Raw genomic sequence first — 20723 nt, forward strand, 5'->3', positions numbered from 1 at the left:
TTGTCAGCAAGGTCGTCGGCCGGCGGTTCTCAACGAGTTCCGAATCGCTCTTCCACCTGCTCCTTCGTCAGACCGAACTCCTCGAGCGTGTACTTGTGCGAAGGTTTGCGAGCACCCGAGCGGCTTTCCTCGTGCATGGCCTCCATCGACTGCTGGGCGGTAGATGTCAACGGGATGTCGAAGTGCGCGTAGATGTTCTCGACGGTTCCCAGCGGATCGGTGACGAAGTCCTGATAGTCGACGTCGATGAACTGAGCCGGATTGTGGTGTGCGCGTGCACTGTCGAACTGCTCGAGTCCCCTGGCCCACAATTCGAGCTGACTTTCGCCGATCACCTTGTCGGTGAACGTGTTCGACCAACCCTCTGTCGCCTGGGCGGCCAGGCTGCATACCGACGGAATGATTGTGGTGGGGGAGCGGTGAGTCTGGATGACGAGAGCGTCGGGGTACGCCTCCATCAATTCGTCGAGCGCAAACAGGTGGCTCGGGTTCTTGAGGACCCACCGTCGATCCTGATCGGGCAGACCGATCAGCTGCAGGTTCTTCTTGTGTCGTGCATAGGCGTTCGACCACTCCTGGTCCTTCAGCCATGCGGAGTACGTGGGTAGATTTGCCAGGCACTCGTACGACACGGACTTGAACGTCTGACGCAAGAGTTGCCAACATTCTTCGACTTCACTGGCGGACATGTAGTGCACGCCCATGAATTCGGGATGCTCGACGTGGTGTTGGCCGAACGTCTCCTCGATCTTGGCGAAGACCGGGTTCGATTCCCAGGTATCGCGAGGTGGACGCGGCTGGGGGAACTCGGTCAGCCACATCTCGAGACCCTGGTGAGCCGGGTCGACCGTGAGGAGGCGGTGTAGCGCTGTGGTGCCGGTGCGTGGCAATCCGGTGACGAAGATCGGCCGCTCGATCTTGACGTCGGCGTGTTCTGGATGTTCCTTCCATGCGGATTCGCTGAGCAGACGTGCCACCAGGGCGCCGCGTAGGAATACCCGAGAGATCTTGCTGCCGAAGGGTGTCAGATCCTCGTCGCGGTCGTACGACTCGAGCAGGACTGACAGAGCTTCGGTGTAGTCGTCGACGCCGAAGTCCGTCAGGCCGGTCATCCTTGTCGCCGAGGCATGGAGATCCTCGACGGTGCCGACGTGAGTGCGTTCAGTCATGGTGCTCCTAGTGATGGAATTCGCCGCAGTTGACGTCGATGCATTGGCCGGTGATCGCGCTGGCCATGGGGGACGCCAGGAAGATCGCCGTATCGGATACTTCATCCGTCGTCGGCAGGCGCTTGAGGTCGGTGTTCGACGCGGTGTGCTCGTAGATCTGCTCGACGGTCATGCCGAACTTCTCCGCCTGGTGCGCGAAGTAACCCTTGAGGGTGTCGCCCCAGATATAGCCGGGTGCAATCGAATTGACACGAATTCCCTGCGGGCCGAGTTCGGTGGCCAGGGACTGCGACATGGCGAGCAGGGCCGACTTCGCCATCTTGTAGCTGCCGTAACGCTCTTGCGAATGCCGCAACACCATCGAATTGATGTTCACCACGGAGCCGTCCGACTCGGCAAGTGCCGGCGTGAACAGCTGAGTCAGGCGCAGCGCACCCAGTACGGTCAGTTCGATGCTGTCGCGGATGTGCTGGTAATCGGTGCGAGCCAATGGCTTCATCGACGGAATCGAGAAGGCATTGTTGATCAGAGTGTCGACTTTGCCGTAGGCGGCAATGGACTCGGCCACCAGATTCTCGGCGGAAGCCTGGTCGGTGATGTCGGTGGCAACGGTGACGGCGCGCCCACCGGCATCGACTATTTCCTTCGCGACGTCGTCGAGCCGCGATTGCGTGCGCGCTGCGAGAACAAGACTCGCGCCGGCTGATGCACAGCGAAGCGCCAGAGCGCGGCCGAGAGCGGGGCCGACCCCGGAGATGACTACTACGCGGTCTTCGAGCAAGGCGGTCATGTTTACCCCAGCATTCGGTTGTCGATGGCGGCCTGGCGCTGGGCAATTCGCGCTGCCCAGTCCTCGGCGCTGATGGCGTTGGTGTCGAAATGCGGCAGGTGCTTCGCAATGTCTTCCACTGGAACGATCTCGACGGTGGGGCCGTCCTCGGGCGTCAGCTCGCGCGATACCCGCTGCCACCGGAACTGAAGAATGCCGCGCGGGTGCCCGACGGTTTCGATCCAGTTGGTGACACCGGGGTTCTTCTCGCTGACCACCATCCGGACCATCCCGTCCGGATCCACCTGTGCCTGGCCGTTGTTGAGGGAGGTCTGATGATTGACGTAGTCGAGTGAGATGTACCAGAGGCTACCGAGTTGGAAGCCGAGATACGGTGCGTCCGACGCCGGAACCGTGATGATCATCGCCTGCTCGTCGGTTAGTTCGTAATGTCCCACCGACGAGTACTGCGTCGCCAGTCCGCCCGGCGTCAGACGTGGTTCGGTCATGGTGTTGACCGTGAGCTTGAGGTAGAACCACTCCGGAAACTGCAGCCACGTCTTGACCCGCGTGACCAGTGCCTTTCCGGCCCGTGCGTACCGCTTCTCGGTCTCTTCGGCGGTCAGCGGTGGCGGTGCGATCCCGATCGAATCGGTGCGCTCGATTCGGATCACGCCGCGCTGCTGACTCCAGTCGCTGTAGACCTCGCGAACGACCAACTGCGAGGAACCGGGCGCCAGGGTGTAGTAGTTGGCTCGGCCGTCGGCAGGGCCGGGGCCGAACCAAGCGACGAAGTTGCCGTCGTCGTCTATCTCCAGTTCGCGGTCGTCGAAGGCGATCTCGCTTCCGGGGACATTCGAGTTGGTGTAGTTCCCGCTCAACACCTGGAAGCTGAGATCGGCTGTGGTGCCGCGCTTTCCGGTGACCTTGTATTCTTTGTCGTCGTTGATACGGGCGCCGAAGTAGAGGGTGTCCGGGTTGTCGAGACCCATCTTGGTGAACGGCCCGGTGCCCTGGATGAAACTCGGATGAGTCTTTTCGCTGGCCCAGGCGGCATGCGTCGTCGCGATGATTCCGCCGGCCAGATATTGGTATCCCTCCAGTAGATCCTGTTCGGATCTGATGTGCGGCGCAGTCTCGATCAATTTCTCGGCTTCGGCGATCGCCTCGGCAAACGGGTCCGTCAGCACGCTGGCTCCTCACAGTCCCGACTATGTCGCCGGTCCAGAGCGTCGTGGTACAAATATGTACCTATTTGGTAGATGTTGGGTATTCCGACAATAGAACGCGTTCTAGGGAGTGGTCAATGGGTGGACCGGAGAAGGCGCCTGAAGATGGTCGCCCGAGGGGGAGGCAATCGCCTCCCACCGAGCGGGTGGTTCAGGTACTCGATTACCTCGTCGGCCGCCCTGATCAGCGGTTCGGGCTGTCGGAACTGGCCCGCGCGCTCGAGATCAGCAAGCCCACCTGCCTGGGAATCCTCACGGCACTGGCTGATCGTGGATACCTGACTCGGGACGAGGTGTCGAAGACCTACGGGCTCGGTCCGGCCTTGATTGCGGCCGGACGTGCAGCTCAGCGAGGATTTGCCGTCGGCCCTATTGCCCGCACCCATCTGGAGAAGGTGAGTGCGGAGTTCGGGACGACGTGCACGGCGTCCGGCGTGATCGGTGACCAGATCAGTGTTCTCGAAGTGACCGGACCGATCGGCGCCCGTCGCTCTGCCAAGGTCGGGCAGGTGTATCCGTTCGCTCCGCCGGTCGGACTGATGTACGTCCTCTGGGGTTCGGATCACGACATGGACAGTTGGCTCACCAAGGAGCCGAGCCTGCCGGTGCGCCTGGATCGCGAGCGTCTGTGGAACGTGGTCCGCGAGTGCCGCGCCGCGGGGTACCTGGTCGAGAGTCTGGACCCCGTCGGGCAGCGACTTCACACGCTGATGGCGGGTGTTGCGACGCATGATCTCCCGCCCGAGGTGCGTGAACTGCTCGGTGAGATGGTCTCGAGCCTGGGCGAGAGGGTGTACCTCGGACGCGACATCAGTTCCGACGACGAGCATCCCGTCAGTCTCATCGCTGCCCCGACCTACGACGCCGAGGGGAATCAGGCGCTTGTGTTGACGCTGTATGTGGGTGGGGCGATTACGGGCGCCGAGATCGAGCGAAGGGCCGCGGCGCTGGTTGCGGCAGCGGATGCGGTGACGGCGGAAGTTGGTGGCCGGAGTCCGGTTCGCGGTCTGTGACGTCTGATTGCCGGTCATTGACCTTTGGGTAGAACGAGTTCTATTCTGTGATTGCGTTCAAATTAGAACCAGTCCGGTACATAAATGTACCGATGCGGAAATGGTGTTCCGCACGGAGTACGTGATGCTCAGGAGCGAAAGACATGGCAACACTCCAGACCCCGCCCGCCTACGAGTTGTCGCATCTGCGAGCACTCGAAGCGGAGGCGGTCCATATATTCCGCGAAGTCGCAGCGACTTTCGAAAAGCCGGTCCTCCTGTTCTCCGGAGGTAAGGATTCCGTCGTGATGCTGCACGTAGCGGCCAAGGCATTCTGGCCTGCCCCATTGCCGTTCGCCGTGATGCACGTCGACACCGGTCACAATTTCGACGAGGTGATCGAATTTCGCGACCGCACGGTCGATCGCTTCAACCTGCGTCTTGTCGTCTCCAGCGTGCAGGACGACATCGACGCCGGTCGCGTCATCGAGGACACCGGAGTCGGTTCCAGTCGCAATCGCCTGCAGACACACGCGTTGCTGCGCGGAATTCGCGACAACAAGTTCGACGCCGTGTTCGGTGGTGCTCGCCGAGACGAGGAGAAGGCACGCGCCAAGGAGCGGGTGTTCAGCTTCCGGGACGAGTTCGGGCAGTGGGATCCCAAGGTGCAGCGACCCGAACTGTGGAACCTGTACAACGGCAAACACCGTAAGGGCGAACATATTCGGATCTTCCCGCTCTCCAACTGGACAGAGCTCGACATCTGGCAGTACATCGAGAGCGAACAGATCGACCTTCCCGGCATCTACTACTCCCATCGTCGCGACGTGGTTCCACGCGACGGAATGCTGTTGGCACGCACCCGCTTCCTCGAGCTTCGCGACGGCGAAGAGTCCTACGAGGCGTTGGTGCGCTTCCGTACGGTCGGCGACGCAACGTGTACCGGATGCGTCGAATCGTCGGCCGAAACGCCGGCTGCTGTCGTGGAAGAAGTTGCAGCGAGCCGTATTACGGAGCGTGGCGCAACCAGAGCTGATGACCGAATTTCCGAAGCCGGCATGGAAGATCGTAAGAAAGAGGGGTACTTCTGATGCCGCAACTGCTGAGAGTCGCCACGGCGGGCAGCGTCGACGACGGAAAATCGACACTCATCGGCCGGTTGCTCTACGACTCCAAGTCGATCTTCGAGGACCAACTCGAGGCCGTGGAGCGGAGCAGTCGAGAGCGCGGAGACGAGTACGCCAACCTCGCGCTACTGACCGACGGATTGCGCGCTGAGCGTGAACAGGGCATCACGATCGACGTGGCACATCGGTATTTCGCGACCCCTCACCGGAAGTTCATCATCGCCGACACTCCCGGGCACGAGCAGTACACCCGCAACATGGTGACCGGCGCGTCTACGGCCGATCTTGCCCTGATCCTGGTGGACGCACGGAAGGGCGTGCTCGAACAGACGCGGCGGCACGCATTCCTCTCCACGCTCCTGGGGATTCCGCACCTCGTGCTGTGCGTGAACAAGATGGATCTGGTGGGCTGGTCTCAGGAACGGTTCGAGGAGATCAAGGAAGAGTTTCGACAGTTCGCGATCAAGTTGGACGTCCACGACCTGACGTTCATTCCGGTGTCGGCGCTGTTGGGAGACAACATCGTTGCCCGGACCGAGAACATGTCCTGGTACGACGGGCCTTCTCTGCTGCACCATCTCGAGCAGGTGCACATTGCTTCGGATCGCAACTTGATCGACGCTCGGTTTCCGGTGCAGTACGTGATCCGTCCGCAGAAGCAAACAGATGCCGACCTCCACGATTTCCGTGGATACGCCGGAACGGTTGCCAGTGGTGTCTTCAAGCCTGGTGACGAAATCGTGGCGTTACCTTCAGGATTCACCTCGACGGTGAAGGCAGTCCACGGGCCGGGCGGTGACGTGATCGACGAGGCATTTGCGCCGTCGGCCGTATGTATCGAGCTGACCGACGATCTCGACGTCAGCCGCGGGGACCAATTGTGTCGGCTCAACAACCGGCCGCAGGTCGGGCAGGAAATCGATGCGATGGTCTGTTGGTTGACTGAACAGACCACCCTGTCGGAGAACAACCGCTACTCGTTGCTGCACACCACGCGCTCCACGAAAGCGCAGATCGTCAAGCTCGACTATCGCCTGGACGTCAATTCTCTGCACCGCGACGAGAAGGCAGAATCTCTGTCCCTCAACGAGATCGGACGCATCTCGATCAAGACGCAGCAACCGTTGATGTTCGATCCTTACCGCCGCAACCGGGTGACGGGCAGCTTCATTCTCGTGGACGAGACCACGGGCAATACCGTTGCTGCTGGAATGATCAACGGTCCGACGCTCAAGGAGTCGCGCGTCGTCTGGCACAGTTCGGAGGTCTCTCGCGAGGAGCGTGCGACCACCGGTGGGACTGTGTGGCTCACCGGACTCTCGGCCTCGGGTAAGTCGACGATCGCGGTGGAACTCGAGCGCCGGTTGGTGGCCGCGGGTATCCCGGCGTACCGCCTCGACGGCGACAACCTCCGGCACGGCCTGAATGCGGATCTCGGGTTCAGTGCCGAGGACCGAGCGGAAAACGTTCGCAGAGTCGGCGCCGTGGCGCAGTTGTTCGCTGATTCAGGTGCAGTGGCAGTGGCTTGCCTGATCAGTCCGTACCGCGAGGACCGCGATCGAGTTCGGGCGGCCCACGAGGCTGCTGGACTGAAGTTCGTCGAGGTCTATGTCGACACCCCGATCGAGCAATGTGAAGCCCGAGACCCCAAGGGTATGTACGCCAAGGCCAGGGCCGGGGAAATCAAGGGTTTCACCGGGGTCGACGATCCTTACGAGGCTCCAGCCAGCCCCGAGCTGGTGATCAGACCCGAAGACGGAACGCCTACCGAACTTGCGCTGCGAATTATGGAAGTGTTGGACCGGTGAGCGAATCCACACACAGCAGAATCGCCGACGAGGCACTCGCGGCGGAATTGGCGCAGGCCGCTGGTGCGATCCTCCTGGGGATCCGAGCCGAGGGCCTGGGTGTCGACGACGGTCGTGAGCTGGGCCGACGAGGCGACAAGGCAGCGGATTCCTACATCCTCGACAGGTTGGCCGCCGAGCGGCCGGAAGATTCCGTGCTCTCGGAAGAGTCGGCCGATGATCGCAATCGTCTGGAGGCATCCCGGGTCTGGATCATCGATCCGCTGGACGGCTCCAAGGAATACGGCCTGCCGGATCATGCGGATTGGGCAGTGCACGTGGCGCTTTGGGAACGCGGTCGTGGAATTACCGCAGCGGCGGTGTCGCAGCCGGCGCTCGGAGCGGTGTACTCCAGTGGCGACGAGGCAGTCTCGGTTGCTGCCAACTCGCCGCTCCGAGTAGTCGTCAGTGGCTCGCGACCGCCCGCATTCACCGAAGCCGTGGCGGCCGAACTCGGCGCAGAGGTCGTGCACATGGGATCGGCCGGCGCCAAGGCGATGGCGGTGGTGCGCGGAGAGGTCGACGCGTACCTGCACGCCGGTGGGCAGTGGGAATGGGATTCGGCGGCACCGGTCGGAGTTGCGCAGGCGGCGGGACTGCATTGCAGCCGCATCGACGGTTCGCCGCTGCTCTACAACGAATCACATCCCTACCTACCGGATCTCGTGATCTGCCGACCGGAGTTGTCAGAGTCGATCCTGGGCGCAATTGCCAAGCACTCCACGGAGTCTGCGGTCAGCGGACGCGTCGCCATGGCGCGTGAATACGTGAACGCATTGCTCACTCACGACGCAACGAAGGTCCGATTCGCCGCCGACGCCTGGCGGGTCGAGAACGGTCAGCGAACGGGTGATACCGGCGCTTTCATCAGCAACGAACTCGAACAGGGGCAGCAATATCGCGGAATCGTGGCGATACGTGAGCTCGCGCTGCGTGAGTGGGGCGAGAGCGTCGTGGCGCGGTACCTGCTCGACCTCGGAAAACCTGGCCAAGCCCCGGCCAGTACGGTTTTCGTCACCGAGTACTTCGGGATACCGGCAGGCGAGATCGAAAGCATCCTGGCAATCATCGAACCCCACGAAAACGATTCGAAAGAGGCTGGCACACAATGACACCGGACAAGCTGATCACCGAATTCTGTGCACTCTGGGCGAACGCCGACGTCGCGAAGATCGTCGAGCACTTCACCGATGACGTCGTTTATCACAACATCCCGATGGAGCCCGTGGTCGGTCGCGAGGCCGTCCGGGCGTTCATCGAGCAATTTGTCGGTGCCTTCGGCAACATCGACTTTCAGATCAAGCGTCAGGTTGCGGACGGCAACACCGTCATGAACGAGCGCGTCGACGTCTTCACCATCAACGGTGCCGAGGTAGCACTCCCGGTCATGGGGGTATTCGAAGTCGAGGACGGAAAGATCAGTGCCTGGCGCGACTATTTCGACATGGCGCCGATCAACGCGGCAGCCGGCCAGGCCTGATCGAGGCGCCTACTCCGCGATGACAGCGTGCGGGTAGTCCGCCGAGCGGTGCTGGAAACGCGTAATGGCGGGATTCACGATGACGCCGTCACGGATTTCGATGGCGCGGTCGACGGTCTCGTCTGCCTTCCAAGCCGTCTCTCCTGCCATCAGAGTGGGCAAGTAGGGAAGAAGTGATTCGCTGATCTCCCATGACGCCGAGTTCCACAGGTACGACGGGCTGTGATCGACGCCGTAGTAAGTGATGTTGTCGCCGACGATGAAGGTCGGATCCGCGAACGAGGTGGGACGAGCCCAGCTGAACCCCATGCCTTCGTCGCACGAGACGTCCACGATGAGGCTTCCCGGTTGGAAGTCCATGAGATCTTCCTCGGTCAGGAACGTCAGCGGGGCATCCGTGTTCTGCAGTACGCAGTTGACGACGATGTCGTGCTCGGCCAGGAAACCCGGCACCGGAACGCTGTGATTGTCGAGCATGACGTGGCTGCCGCGGACGTCACCGTTGTCGTTGTCGAAAGAAACCATGCGCGCCGAGTGGATAGGGGAGCTGACGGCGGTGACGCCGCGCTGAGTCAGTACGTCGACTTCATGGATACCGTGCGCCTTGAGTGCAGTGACGGCGCCGCGCGCTGTGGCACCGAAACCGATCACGGCAGCAGTGAGACGGCGGCCGTAGTCTCCGGTGGAACCGATCAACTGCAGGGCGTGCAGTACCGAGCAATAGCCGGCCAACTCGTTGTTCTTGTGGAACACATGCAGATTGAACGATCCGTCGCTGTGCCAGAAGTTCATGGCTTCGAAGGCGATGAGGGTCAGTTTCTTGTCGATCGCGATCTGTGTCAGCTCGGTGTCCTGGACACAGTGGGGCCAGCCCCAGAGCACTTGACCCGATCGGAGTTCGGCGAGGTCACGCACCAACGGCTTCGGTAGCAGAACCACATCGGTTTCCGCCAAAATCTGCTTGCGCGTGCGGATTCCGGCCACCAGGCGCGAGAGGTAGTCGTCGGAGTAACCGAAGGGGTGGCCGTAGCCTTCTTCGAGGTAGATCCGAGAACGTAGTTCGGCATCGATGCGATCGAAATGCGCAGGATGGATCGGCAACCGGCGTTCTGCCGGTTTGCTCGACTGTCCGATGACTCCAAGGGTGCGTGCGTTGTTCAATTGTGTATCTCTCGATAGGAGCAGGTAGAGATGTCAGGCAGGCGCCTGAGGGACTAGCAGAAGCCGCAGGAACGCTGGCAGATTGCCTCGGCCAGGATCGCGTGAAAGCGTGCCGGCTGCGCTGCTGTCGATCGCCGACGGCAACAGAAAGGCGCGTCGGTATGTGCTCAGTCTAGTCCGGAACGGTCCGGGCCCGGTGGCCGGGCGCGGTGCGGTGCTCCTCCGCCGTACGGCTATTGCTCGCGCAGGCGTGAATCCAATACGGCCAGTTGGATTTTGCTGGCGTCCGCGTGTACCTGACGTCCTTTGTCGGTGACGTCGACGAACACCCCGCGCCGGTCGGCTTCGCACAGTGCTCGCTGAACCAGTCCGGCCTTCTCGAGACGGGCCACGCTACGGGAGAGCGCGCTGGGACTCAGGTACATCTCCGAGGCAAGCTCCTGCATGCGTGGACGTTCGCACGTGGCGTCCATGAGCCGGTCGAGAGCCTCGAAGTCGCTCATGCTCAGCCCATGCGCCGACTGCATCTGGCGATCGAGTTCGCACGCGATGTCGTTGTAGCTGGTCGACAGCGAGCGCCAGGTGTTGCGCAATTCGGATTCCGACGTCACGACCGCATTCTAGTTGAAGACTCGATTACGTGCAATTGCATTAAATGCTTGTGCATTATGTGCATGTGCATCTATTCTCGCTGACGTGACTTGCACAGACTCGACACTCAAACCATTCGATTCGCCGGAAACCCCGGGTTCTACGGAATCCACGGACCCGGCCACAGGGGAGGGCTGGTCCCTCAAGCTGTGGGGCATCCTCGCGGTGCTCTGCCTCGTGTTGTTCCTCGACGGTCTCGATGTGTCGATGGTGGGCGTCGCTCTACCGTCCATCGGCAATGAACTGGGCCTGTCCACTACTTCGCTGCAGTGGATCATCAACGGCTACGTCCTCGGGTTCGGCGGCTTGTTGCTACTCGGTGGACGTACCGCCGATCTTCTCGGACGCAGGAAGGTCTTCCTGATCGCACTGACCGTGTTCGCCATCGCCTCGCTGGTAGGTGGCCTTGTCGACAACGGAACACTGCTGATCGCATCACGATTCGTGAAGGGGTTGGCTGCGGCCTTCACCGCTCCGACCGCAATGTCCATTCTCACCACGACGTTCAAAGAGGGCCCGGCCCGTAACCGTGCGCTGTCGGTGTTCTCAGTGTTCGGTGCCAGTGGTTACTCGTCGGGCCTGATCCTTGGCGGGCTGTTGACCAGTGCCGGTTGGCGATTCACGTTCCTGATGCCGGTTCCGTTCGCCGTCATCGCACTGATCGGTGGGTACTTCCTCATTCCGCGGGACCGTCCCGCAGATACCGGGGGACACGACCTCGTCGGCGCCGTAACCCTGGTGACGGGAATGCTTCTCACGGTCTACACGATGGTCTCGGCTCCGACCCGTGGGTGGGCACACCCGACGACGCTGGGTTCGTTCGCCGTCGCAGCCGTGCTTCTTGCGACGTTCTTCTTCGTGGAGAAGAAGGTGGCTCATCCACTTGTGCGACTTGGGCTTCTGCGCGTCGGCACCATCGTTCGTGCGAATCTGGCCATCATCGCTCTCTTCGGTTCCTACCTGAGCTTCCAGTTCATGATGACGATCTTCCTGCAGTCGGCCCTCGGCTGGTCGCCCCTGAAGATGGCGATGGCATTGCTCCCCGCGGGCATCATCGTCGCATTCGGATCGCCGTTCGTCGGACGGCTGGTCGACCTGTACGGCAGTGCCAAGCTCATCATCGCGGCACTGACGTCGCTCAGCGTCGGGTACCTCTGGTTCCTCTTCGCGGGCAGCGATTCACCGTCGTACGTCGTGGCGATTCTGCCGAGCGTCATCCTGCTCGGACTCGGATTCGCCTTGGGGTACACCTCGATCATGGCCCAGGCCACCTCCGGCGTCGACGATTCGGAGCAGGGTTTGGCGTCCGGGCTGGTGAACACGTCCGCTCAGGTCGGTGCGGCGCTCGTGCTCGCTCTGACTACCGCCCTCGTGACCGCCGGATCGCACACCGCATCCGGTGCCGGTACCGCCGGATTCGAACAGTTCCATCCCGGACTGATCCTGGTTACCGGAGTCGCGCTGGTGGGCTTGGCGATCACCGTCTCGCCGCTGGTACGTGGAAGGTCGCTGCGGGGAAACTCGGCGAGTGACAGGCGCGCTGAGGAAGAAAAGGAATTGGCCGAGGTCAACTGAATACTCGCTTCATCCGCGAATGCGCTCGGCCGCGTAGGAGACAATCCTGCGCGGCCGAGTTGCTGTGTCTGAACTAGCGAGCAGCAGATTTCGGGGCTGCGTCTTTCAAGGCCGCATCGAAGCTTGTCGACGTAGCTTGCGAACCGAGAATCAGCGCCAGCCGCACCAACATGGCTTCGCGGTCGGACGGATCAGCCTGATCGAGTGCGTTCGACAGTGCCAACCAGACGTGTTCGCGGCGGCCCTCGTCGTCGATCACCGCAGTAGTCGCCGACGGTGCTGCATCGAAGTGCGTGGGCGCAGTACCGGCCGTCAGGTGCTTGGCCACGTCGTTCAATTGCGTGGGATCGCTGATGCGGCAGAGCGCCAATCCGTCGGGCCGAATCACGATGATCTCGCCGACACGAGCATCGAGGGCAGATGCGAGATTGCCTTCGGCATCGCGAATCGTGGAGTCGTTAGTTCCCGCAGTGATCACCCGTACGGTTTCCGGAGCAATCGCCTGACCAAGGATTTCGGCTTGCGTGTCGAGTTCGGATACCAGCTCAGCTGACAGTCCGAAAGCCAGCAGGCCGAATCCAGTACCGCGTAGACTGTTCAAGGAGGTTTTCGAACCGTCCGCCGAGACCTGGACGATCCTGTCTTCCAGCGGATCCCCGGGTAGGACGCCCTCGGTGCCCGCAGCTGTGGGCCACGTCAGCGGCGAGAGACGGGCGTGCGTTGCACTCGACTGGCGCGGGTTGATGAGGTGCGCGAATTCGCTTCGCTTGGTGGCGAGTTCGAGTACGGCGTCGCGGGTGGTTCGGTAGCCGTGACTGCCGGGCGACATGATGAGCGTCGATTTGCCTGCGTTGTCGACGTTCTGCTGCCACGCGCTGCGACGTTCCTTCGAATACGCGTCGAGGATGGCGGTATCGGCAGCTCCGTTGATGACGGCGGCCAGTTGCCACACCAAGGTCTCGGCGTCTTCCATACCCGAGTTGAGGCCGCGAACACCGAAGATCGGAACAAGATGCGCGGCGTCGCCGGCAAAGAGCACACGGCCGTGAGTGAAATCTTCCAGGGCGAGTGCATGGGCGCGGTAGAAACCGAACCATTCCAGGGTCCAGGGGATATCGCTCTGCAGCCATTCGAGGTGGCGGGTGATGCGGTCGCGGATGCGATCTTCTTGCGTCTCTGCCTCGGGATCGTCCGACGCGTCGAGCTGGTAGTCGATGCGCCAGATGTCCCGTGGTTGGCGGTGCATGATGATCGTGGACCCCGGGTTGCTGGGCGCGTCGAACCACACCAGACGCTCGGCCGGTAGTTCCGATTCCCAATGAATGTCCGCGATGACGTAGTTGCCCTCGTAGCTGTTGCCCTGCAAGCGGATTCCGCTGAGTTCGCGCATCTTGCTACGGCCACCGTCGGCGGCAACGACCCAGGCCGCACGCAGTTCGCGAGTTCCGAACGCGGTGTCGACGGTCAGCGTCACCTCGTCATCGCCGGCCACGATGCCCGCGATCGACGACGACCAGTGGAAGTTCACCAGAGGGTGAGCGAGCAACTTGTCCGTCATGATCTGCTCGAACTCGGACTGCGACACGTTGACCATCGGACCGCGTGCGTCGTGATCGGCGGACGCCATGCGGAAGTGCAGCACTTCCTGATCACGGTAGTAGCTCCGGCCACCCACCCACGGCAGAACGATGTCTTCCAGTTCGGCGCCGAAGCCGAGACGCTCGGCAACTTCGAGGCTGTGCCGTGACACGCAAATCGCGCGACTGCCGAACGAGACCTGATCGGCCGCTTCGAGAATCGTGACGGCAATGCCGCGCTGTGCCAAGCCCATGGCTACGCCCATGCCGACGGGGCCGGCTCCGACGATCACGACGGGAAGTGCGTCGGCCGAAGGCACCGTGGAAGCGAAATCCTCGGGTGCGTACTTCTTCGGATGAAAGTAGGTCGACATGGTCACGAGGCTTTCTGTGCGGCAGTGGTTTTCGGGATCAGTTGAGGTTCCGGGAGTAGCAGGATGGAAACCAGGCTGATCACGGCAATGATCACGAAGTAGACGGTGATGGCGAACGAGGTGTCGAAGGCGGCGTAGAGCGCAGTGGCGATCATCGGGGCCAGACCGCCGCCGAGGATTGCGCCGATCTGGTATCCGAGTGACGCTCCGCTGTAGCGGATATGTGCGGGGAACAACTCGGCGAACAGTGCCGCTTGTGGCCCGGCGCAGCAGCCGAGCGTGAAGCCGAGGGCGATCATCGATACGAGCATCACCGGGACGATCGCCGTGTCGATCAGCGGAAAGAACACCGCTGCCGCCACTACCAGCGCGGTCGAACTGCGGATGTAGACGGTTCGGCGTCCGAGAGTGTCCGACTTGTGAGCGCTGAAAGCCATTCCCGCCATCCAGAACGGGCAGGATGCGATGAGGAGGAAGAGCATCGTGGTTTTGCCGAAGCCGAGTTCGGTCTCGCCGTACTTGAGGACGTACACCATGTACGCGTACGCAATTCCGTTGGTGGCGATGAAGGTTCCGCCGGCGAGGAGCACTGTCTTCCAGTGTCTGGTGAGAACCTCGAGAATCGGCATGGACTCCGCCGGTGCTTCGGACTTCGAAGCGGTGAACTCGTCACTTTCCTCGAGGCCGAGACGGATCCACATCGCAACACCTACGAGAACTGCGCTGAGCAGGAACGGGATTCGCCATCCCCAGGAGTTGAATGCATCGTCGTCCATGAAGGCGGCGAGGGGGAGGTAGACGAGATTGGCCACCAGTACGCCTGCGGGAACACCGATTTGTGGTGCGCTGCCGTACAGCCCCTTCTTGCCCTCCGGTGCGTTTTCGGTGGCGACCAGAACTGCGCCGCCCCACTCGCCGCCGACGCCGAGTCCCTGAACGAATCGCAAAGCCACCAGGAGTATGGGGGCAAAGACGCCGATGGCGGCGTAGTTGGGTAGCAGGCCGATGGCAACGGTGGCGCAGCCCATCAGCATCAACGAGGTGACCAACATGGATTTGCGTCCGATGCGGTCGCCGAAGTGTCCCATCACGATTCCGCCGATGGGTCGCGCGACGAATCCGACGGCGAGGGTGGCGAAGGCGGCCAGGGTGCCGGCCAGATCGGACGTGCCGGGGAAGAACTGCTTGCCGAGCACGAGCGCGGCGGCGGTGCCGTAGATGAAGAAGTCGTACCACTCGATGGCGGTGCCGACAAAGCTGCCGAGGGCGGCCTTGCGCGCCTTGACCGTCGCGGCGGTGCGCGTAGCGGTCGGTGAGGCGATGGAGGTCATGAAGTGCCTTTCGAGATGAATGTGGCTTGAAGAAACAATGACGTGCGCCACAACAATTGAAAAGCGAAAGAATTGGAGGTTCTTGCACGGAAAATACGTGGAACCAGCTCTGCTGCGTGGTAGCGGGACTATTGGGCAGGTTCCGTGGGTGAAACGAATTCTATGAAAGCGCGTGCTACGCGGCTGAGACGAGTGTTCTGGTGCCACGCGAGAACTACGTGCACCGACGGCACGACAGGGGAAGCGATGGTCTTGACGACCACCTCGAGCCCCTCGTACGTGACGTCCATCTTGGGGCGCTGGAGTAACAGCGTCCAGCCGAGTCCGCGCCCGACAAATGCTCGCGCCGTCTCGAAGTTCGCGGTTCTGTAGGCAACCTTCGGGATGAATCCGCCTGCGCGACAGACATCGAGCGCGTGTTTGGTGCTCGGCGGAGCGTCGAGGAGAACCATCGGGTGTTCCGCGAGGTCCGGAAGATGGATCGGTCGCTCGGACCGCGCGAGCGGATGTTCGGCACCCAGGACGATCAAGGGTTCGCGGACGGCCAACGGAACCGTGCGCAATTGTGGCGAGAGGTCCAGGTCGTACGCGATCGCGAGGTCCAACTCGCCGTTCTCGAGATGTGTCTGGAGTCGATTCTGAGTGTCCTCGCGGAACTCCACCTGCGCGTCGGGATTCTCACGGGTGAACCCGGCGATCATCGACGGCAGAACCGTCGGCCCCAGAGCGGGATAACAGCCGATCGCAATGGGCCCTGACACGCTTCCGCCGGTTCCGAGTGCGTCGGACTCGAGTTCCCCGGCTTGCTGAAGTAGCGCGCGGGCGCGCACCAGAACGGATTCGCCGGTGCGGGTCAGTTGAATGCCGAATGAGCGACGGCGAACGCACAGTTGAACTTTGAGCGCGCGTTCGAGTTCGGTGAGCGCCGAGGACAGGGCGGAAGGAGAGAGGTGCAGGCGCTCGGCTGCGGCACTGATCGTTCCGGTCTCGGCCACCGCGACAAACGCAGCCAGCTGACGCATCGTGTACGTGGGAGCGGGATCGACGCGAGGCATGAGATCGACAGTAGTCGGGGAGAAGACTCTGGATCTGTTGGTATGGCACCGTAACGAGGTCGAAAATCTGTCGCCGACCTGCGTTTTCGTGGTGCCCCCGGCAGGATTCGAACCTGCGACCTTTCGCTCCGGAGGCGAACGCTCTATCCCCTGAGCTACGGGGGCGCACCGAATACTCGGTGTGCCGATTGGGCTGCGTTAGCGTAGCGCATCACGGGGGGACAAGACCAAACCGGTCCCCGTCTCGGCATGGCGTCGTCGCGGGAGGCAGTCGAGGATGCGACCGGGGACCATGGTCGTCGAATCATCTGTACCGACTGACTCGGATGCTTTTTACGCCTAGGCTCGGCTCTGAGCACAGGCTCGGGCGGACTGCTCGGGCACCCTCGTGAGGTACGGGAGTCGTTGATGACCGATCACCACTATTCCGAAGACCAGCTCGCGCTCGACCTGAAGTGGTGGGCAGCGGCCAACTACCTGACCGTTGCGCAGATCTATCTGAAGGACAACACGCTTCTGCGTGAACCGTTGCGTGCAGAGCACATCAAGCCTCGATTGCTCGGGCACTGGGGGACCAGCCCCGGCTTGTCGATGATCTACACGCTCCTCAATCGGCACATCGTCGCCACCGATGCGGACTGGCTGTACGTCACCGGTCCGGGTCACGGGGGACCGGCGCTGGTCGCGTCGACGTATCTCGAGGGAACGTATTCGGAGATCTATCCGGAAGTCTCGGACGACGCCGAGGGCATCCATCGGATGTGTCGGCGATTCTCGGCTCCCGGCGGGGTGCCCAGCCACGTGAGCGTGCAGACACCCGGAAGCATCCACGAAGGCGGCGAACTCGGCTACGCCCTTGCCCATGCGGCCGGTGCTGCCTTCGATCATCCGAATCTCGTGGTGGCCTGTGTGATCGGCGACGGCGAAGCGGAGACCGGGCCGTTGTCCGGCTCGTGGAAGCTACCGGCATTCTTGAATCCACGACGCGACGGCGCGGTGCTGCCGATCCTGCACGTGAACGGCGCCAAGATCGCTGGCCCGACCGTGTACGGACGCAGCAGCGACGAAGACATCCAGGCCTACCTCGGCGGCCAGGGGTGGGCGCCGATCGTCGTCTCCGGTGATGATCCCGACGCGGTGTTTCCTCAGTTGTATCAAGCGATCTCGCAGGCGCACGAGAAGATCCGCGAGAGACAGGGTGCCGCACGCCGTGGCGAGGAGTGGTCGGGTTCGTGGCCGGCAATCGTCTTGCGAACGCCGAAGGGATGGACCGGTCCACACACCGTCGACGGAATCCTGGTCGAGGGCACACATCGTGCGCACCAGGTGCCGTTGTCCGGCGTGCGAACCAACGAATCACATCTGCGGCAACTCGAGGAGTGGATGCGGTCGTACCGTCCGGACGAGTTGTTCGACGCAAACGGATCACTGGTCGCGGAACTCGCGGCGCTCTCGCCGGCGGGGGACAAGCGCATGGGGAGCACTCCCTACGCGAACGGTGGACGACTTCGCGTCGATCTCCCGATGCCGCCGCTCGAAAAGTACGCGCTTCCCATTCAATCCCCGGGCTCGACCTTCCACGAGACGACGCGAGTGCTCGGCGAGCTTCTGCGCGACATCTACGCCGCCACCGAAACCGAGGACAGCGGCGGGATCTTCCGACTCTTCTGTCCGGACGAGACGTCGAGCAATCGACTCGGGGCCGTGTTCGAGACAACCGATCGCTGCTGGCAATTGCCGATCACCGACTACGACGACGGACTGTCCGCGGACGGTCGTGTCATGGAGGTCCTCAGTGAGCACCTCTGTGAGGGTTGGCTCGAGGGCTATCTGCTGTCCGGCCGACACGGGATGTTCGCGAGCTACGAAGCGTTTGCCATGGTGAGTGTCTCGATGCTCATCCAGCACGCCAAGTGGCTCCAACATTCTGTCGACCTGCCGTGGCGGGCATCCGTTGCTTCGCTCAACGTGCTGTTGACCAGTACGTGCTGGCGCAACGATCACAACGGATTCAGTCATCAGGGACCCGGCATGATCGACGCCGTTATTCCCTTGGCCCCCAGTGTGATCCGCGTGTGGCTACCGCCGGACTCCAACACCTTGCTCTCGATCTCGGATCACTGCCTGCGTAGTACCGACCACGTCAACCTGATAGTCGTGGACAAGCAACCGCACCTGCAATACCTCACGCTCGAGCAAGCGCACGAGCACTGTGCGGCGGGCGCTTCGGTCTGGGAATGGGCCGGAACCGAAGCTCGCGGACAGGAACCGGACGTGGTCCTGGCCGCGGCCGGAGACGTACCGACACAGGAGATCCTGGCTGCTGCACAGTTGCTGCGCGATCACACGCCGGAGTTGATCACCCGTGTCGTCAACGTCGTCGACCTGATGGCCCTGCTGACCCCCACCGAGCATCCCCACGGATTCGGGGAGCGGGTCTTCCTCGATTTGTTCACCGCTCAGACCGACGTCGTGTTCGCATTCCACGGGTACTCGCGTGCGGTGCACGAACTGATTCACGGGCGTCCGAGTCCCGAGCGCTTCCACGTTCGCGGATTCAGTGAACAGGGAACAACCACAACACCGTTCGACATGGTTGTCCTCAACAAGATGAGCCGCTACCACCTGGTGATCGAGGCGCTACGACGCTCCAAGCGTCGGCCGGCCGGGGCGTCCGAGTTGGCGGAGTTCTGCCGCACACAGCTCGAAAAGCACTCGCGTTACATCGTCGAGCACCTCGAAGACATGCCGGAGGTAGAAAACTGGACCTGGTCCTGAAAATTCAGGACCAGGCCCAGTCGGGTCCGAGTTCTCAGTTCAATTCATGGGCAGCTGCGCCGCGCCGCGAGCTGCCAACATGTCGGTCATCAGCTTGGACTCGCTCTGCTGCGTGTTGACCATGGTCTGTGCCAGGCTGCGCACCGGACCCTCGGTGGCGTCGGCTGCTGCGTACTCCATCATCGGAAGCCCACCTTCGTGGTGACGAAGCATCAGCTGCAGGAACAATGTGTCGAGTTGCAGGCCTTCCGCCGCGCGGAGAGCCGCAAGATCCTCGGGGGATGCCATGCCGGGCATGGTGTCGACCGGACCGGAATGAGCCATGTCCATCGTGGCCGAAGTCCCGTGCGATCCGTGGCCGGAGCCCGAATCGGACGACATCCACTCCATGTACGGACCCACCTTGGACAGCGGCTGATCCCACATGGTCAGCCACGCCTGCATCTGACCGAGTTGGTTCTGCTGCGTGGTCAAGATGTCGAACGCCAGCGTGCGTACGTCGTTGTCGGTGGACTTCGTCAGGGCGATGGACGCCATGTCCACAGCCTGGCTGTGATGCACGCTCATGTCCTGCGCGAAGCCGACGTCCACCGAATCCGATGCCGGAACCGTCAGGGACGACTTCGCGTCGGGTCCCAGAAGATTGGTCAGTGCGCCGAGCGCAAAACCGACGGCGATCGCGCCGATCAGACCGATGATCAGCAGTGCGGTGCGCTGACTCGGCTTCGAAGACTGATCGGTGGTCTCTGAACTGTTCACCGGACTATCCACCGGCGGGAATCTGTTCGTCGGTGGCCGGGGTAGCGCCCGTGCCGTCCATCTGGATGGCGTCGGGACCCGGAGGAGTCGGATCGAACGGCGACGTCGACGGAGTGAACAGTGGGTTGGTGCAGCTCGCGCCGACCTCGGGGTAGACGTTCGGATTCTGGTTCAGCGCGGTGATGAACTGATCGATGCGATCGTCGTCGGCCTTGTCGATCTCGAGGCGATGGCCCCACGACTGCAGAGAAATGGGGCTGCTCTGGCCGGGGAACGGCGACATCAGCATGTAGGACTTGCCGTTGACGCGTCCGGCGAGGCTGTCGATCTGGTCCTGGTCGACGAGATCGGGGTTGTACGTGATCCAGATGGCGCCGTGCTCGAGCGAGTGAACGGCGTTCTCGGTGCGGATCGGGTCGGCGTACACCGTTCCGGTGCAGTTAGCCCAGGTGGCGTCGTGCGGGCCACCGAACGGCGGAGTCTGGTCGTACGCCACGCGCTGAGTGGAATCGACGTGCTGGCCGGCCGGGTACTCGATCTTGAGGACGCCGTCGATCTTGTCCGACGGATCCTTGTTCTCCGAGCTGTACTTGTACGGCTCGAGCGCCTGCCGCTCCTCGACCTTGGGCCACAGATTGATACCGAGCACGGCGATGAGTGCGAGCACAGCCACACCGGCACCGATCGACAGCCAGGGGATCTGGCGGGGAGCGGGGACGCCACCCTTGCCCTTCTTGGCCGGCCGACTGTTCTTGTTGGCGGCCTTGATGGCCTTGGCTGATTTGGCCCCGGAGTTCTTGTTGGGACCGCGACTATCGGAACCGCTTGGCATCGATTGGGCTCTTTCGG

The 20723-nt window shown here is 62.3% G+C and carries 17 protein-coding genes and 1 tRNA gene; 7 read left to right on the forward strand and 11 right to left on the reverse strand.

Annotation, left to right across the window (positions count from 1 at the left end):
* Positions 1-29: 29 nt before the first annotated feature.
* From ABWI03_RS23830 to ABWI03_RS23840, 3 genes are read right to left on the reverse strand one after another with little or no spacing between them, the layout of a single operon-like run.
* Entirely contained in the window at positions 30-1169 is a 1140-nt protein-coding gene (locus ABWI03_RS23830; protein WP_124569481.1) for a sulfotransferase family protein, read from the reverse strand.
* A gap of 7 nt (positions 1170-1176) precedes the next feature.
* Positions 1177-1959: an SDR family oxidoreductase gene (locus ABWI03_RS23835; protein ID WP_298773115.1), complete on the reverse strand. Its 783-nt coding sequence runs from the start codon at positions 1957-1959 to the stop codon at positions 1177-1179.
* 2 nt (positions 1960-1961) lie between these two features.
* Positions 1962-3128 carry a hypothetical protein gene (locus tag ABWI03_RS23840; RefSeq protein ID WP_095971585.1) on the reverse strand — a complete coding sequence of 389 codons (1167 nt, stop codon included), beginning with the start codon at positions 3126-3128 and terminating at the stop codon, positions 1962-1964.
* A gap of 116 nt (positions 3129-3244) precedes the next feature.
* Between ABWI03_RS23840 and ABWI03_RS23845 the strand changes: the two genes are divergently transcribed.
* The 5 genes from ABWI03_RS23845 to ABWI03_RS23865 all read left to right on the forward strand — a co-directional run bounded on the left by ABWI03_RS23845 (position 3245) and on the right by ABWI03_RS23865 (position 8613).
* Entirely contained in the window at positions 3245-4180 is a 936-nt protein-coding gene (locus ABWI03_RS23845) for a helix-turn-helix domain-containing protein (protein ID WP_298773118.1), read from the forward strand.
* 143 nt (positions 4181-4323) lie between these two features.
* Positions 4324-5250 carry a sulfate adenylyltransferase subunit CysD gene (gene cysD / locus ABWI03_RS23850; protein WP_298773120.1) on the forward strand — a complete coding sequence of 309 codons (927 nt, stop codon included), beginning with the start codon at positions 4324-4326 and terminating at the stop codon, positions 5248-5250.
* Positions 5250-7094 (forward strand): adenylyl-sulfate kinase, encoded by a 1845-nt coding sequence (cysC, locus tag ABWI03_RS23855; RefSeq protein ID WP_124569479.1) that lies wholly within the window; start codon positions 5250-5252, stop codon positions 7092-7094. The genes cysD and cysC overlap by 1 nt, the downstream gene beginning before the upstream one ends.
* Complete coding sequence (locus ABWI03_RS23860) at positions 7091-8245, forward strand: 3'(2'),5'-bisphosphate nucleotidase CysQ (RefSeq protein WP_166812977.1); 1155 nt, start codon at positions 7091-7093, stop codon at positions 8243-8245. The genes cysC and ABWI03_RS23860 overlap by 4 nt, the downstream gene beginning before the upstream one ends.
* Entirely contained in the window at positions 8242-8613 is a 372-nt protein-coding gene (locus ABWI03_RS23865) for a limonene-1,2-epoxide hydrolase family protein (RefSeq protein ID WP_095971590.1), read from the forward strand. The genes ABWI03_RS23860 and ABWI03_RS23865 overlap by 4 nt, the downstream gene beginning before the upstream one ends.
* A gap of 9 nt (positions 8614-8622) precedes the next feature.
* Here the strand turns inward: ABWI03_RS23865 and ABWI03_RS23870 are convergent, their stop codons facing one another.
* Together ABWI03_RS23870 and ABWI03_RS23875 are read right to left on the reverse strand one after the other, a co-directional pair.
* Positions 8623-9774, reverse strand: coding sequence for a N(5)-(carboxyethyl)ornithine synthase (locus ABWI03_RS23870; RefSeq protein ID WP_298773123.1), 1152 nt, complete (start codon positions 9772-9774; stop codon positions 8623-8625).
* A 233-nt stretch (positions 9775-10007) separates the two neighbouring features.
* Positions 10008-10385, reverse strand: a complete 378-nt coding sequence (locus ABWI03_RS23875) for a MarR family winged helix-turn-helix transcriptional regulator (RefSeq protein ID WP_003941367.1) — start codon at positions 10383-10385, stop codon at positions 10008-10010.
* 85 nt (positions 10386-10470) lie between these two features.
* Here ABWI03_RS23875 and ABWI03_RS23880 point away from each other — a divergent pair, with 85 nt between their 5' ends.
* Positions 10471-12000, forward strand: a complete 1530-nt coding sequence (locus ABWI03_RS23880; RefSeq protein ID WP_298773126.1) for an MFS transporter — start codon at positions 10471-10473, stop codon at positions 11998-12000.
* A gap of 73 nt (positions 12001-12073) precedes the next feature.
* Here ABWI03_RS23880 and ABWI03_RS23885 read toward each other — a convergent pair whose 3' ends face one another.
* From ABWI03_RS23885 to ABWI03_RS23900, 4 genes are all read right to left on the reverse strand, one after another.
* Entirely contained in the window at positions 12074-13951 is a 1878-nt protein-coding gene (locus tag ABWI03_RS23885; protein ID WP_298773128.1) for an FAD-dependent monooxygenase, read from the reverse strand.
* A 2-nt stretch (positions 13952-13953) separates the two neighbouring features.
* A complete protein-coding gene (locus tag ABWI03_RS23890; protein ID WP_200314736.1) occupies positions 13954-15282 on the reverse strand; it encodes an MFS transporter in 1329 nt (442 codons plus the stop codon).
* A gap of 128 nt (positions 15283-15410) precedes the next feature.
* Positions 15411-16337 (reverse strand): LysR substrate-binding domain-containing protein, encoded by a 927-nt coding sequence (locus tag ABWI03_RS23895; protein ID WP_298773132.1) that lies wholly within the window; start codon positions 16335-16337, stop codon positions 15411-15413.
* An 89-nt stretch (positions 16338-16426) separates the two neighbouring features.
* Positions 16427-16502: transfer RNA gene (locus ABWI03_RS23900), tRNA-Arg, on the reverse strand.
* 243 nt (positions 16503-16745) lie between these two features.
* Here ABWI03_RS23900 and ABWI03_RS23905 point away from each other — a divergent pair.
* Positions 16746-19115 (forward strand): phosphoketolase family protein, encoded by a 2370-nt coding sequence (locus ABWI03_RS23905; protein WP_298773134.1) that lies wholly within the window; start codon positions 16746-16748, stop codon positions 19113-19115.
* Positions 19116-19154: 39 nt separating this feature from the next.
* Here the strand turns inward: ABWI03_RS23905 and ABWI03_RS23910 are convergent, their stop codons facing one another.
* Entirely contained in the window at positions 19155-19874 is a 720-nt protein-coding gene (locus tag ABWI03_RS23910; protein WP_298773137.1) for a DUF305 domain-containing protein, read from the reverse strand.
* A 4-nt stretch (positions 19875-19878) separates the two neighbouring features.
* Complete coding sequence (locus tag ABWI03_RS23915) at positions 19879-20706, reverse strand: thioredoxin-like domain-containing protein (protein ID WP_095971602.1); 828 nt, start codon at positions 20704-20706, stop codon at positions 19879-19881.
* Positions 20707-20723: the final 17 nt, after the last annotated feature.

This window comes from Rhodococcus baikonurensis, assembly GCF_040489275.1.
GTDB classification, from domain to species: Bacteria; Actinomycetota; Actinomycetes; order Mycobacteriales; family Mycobacteriaceae; genus Rhodococcus_F; species Rhodococcus_F baikonurensis.

Bases quoted from the DNA above. Each gene is read 5' to 3' on its own strand.
- ABWI03_RS23890 (WP_200314736.1), bottom strand. From the start codon at position 15,282: ATGACCTCCATCGCCTCACCGACCGCTACGCGCACCGCCGCGACGGTC.
- ABWI03_RS23865 (WP_095971590.1), top strand. From the start codon at position 8,242: ATGACACCGGACAAGCTGATCACCGAATTCTGTGCACTCTGGGCGAAC.
- cysC (WP_124569479.1), top strand. From the start codon at position 5,250: ATGCCGCAACTGCTGAGAGTCGCCACGGCGGGCAGCGTCGACGACGGA.
- cysD (WP_298773120.1), top strand. From the start codon at position 4,324: ATGGCAACACTCCAGACCCCGCCCGCCTACGAGTTGTCGCATCTGCGA.
- ABWI03_RS23830 (WP_124569481.1), bottom strand. From the start codon at position 1,169: ATGACTGAACGCACTCACGTCGGCACCGTCGAGGATCTCCATGCCTCG.
- ABWI03_RS23895 (WP_298773132.1), bottom strand. From the start codon at position 16,337: ATGCCTCGCGTCGATCCCGCTCCCACGTACACGATGCGTCAGCTGGCT.
- ABWI03_RS23835 (WP_298773115.1), bottom strand. From the start codon at position 1,959: ATGACCGCCTTGCTCGAAGACCGCGTAGTAGTCATCTCCGGGGTCGGC.
- ABWI03_RS23885 (WP_298773128.1), bottom strand. From the start codon at position 13,951: ATGTCGACCTACTTTCATCCGAAGAAGTACGCACCCGAGGATTTCGCT.
- ABWI03_RS23845 (WP_298773118.1), top strand. From the start codon at position 3,245: ATGGGTGGACCGGAGAAGGCGCCTGAAGATGGTCGCCCGAGGGGGAGG.
- ABWI03_RS23905 (WP_298773134.1), top strand. From the start codon at position 16,746: ATGACCGATCACCACTATTCCGAAGACCAGCTCGCGCTCGACCTGAAG.
- ABWI03_RS23915 (WP_095971602.1), bottom strand. From the start codon at position 20,706: ATGCCAAGCGGTTCCGATAGTCGCGGTCCCAACAAGAACTCCGGGGCC.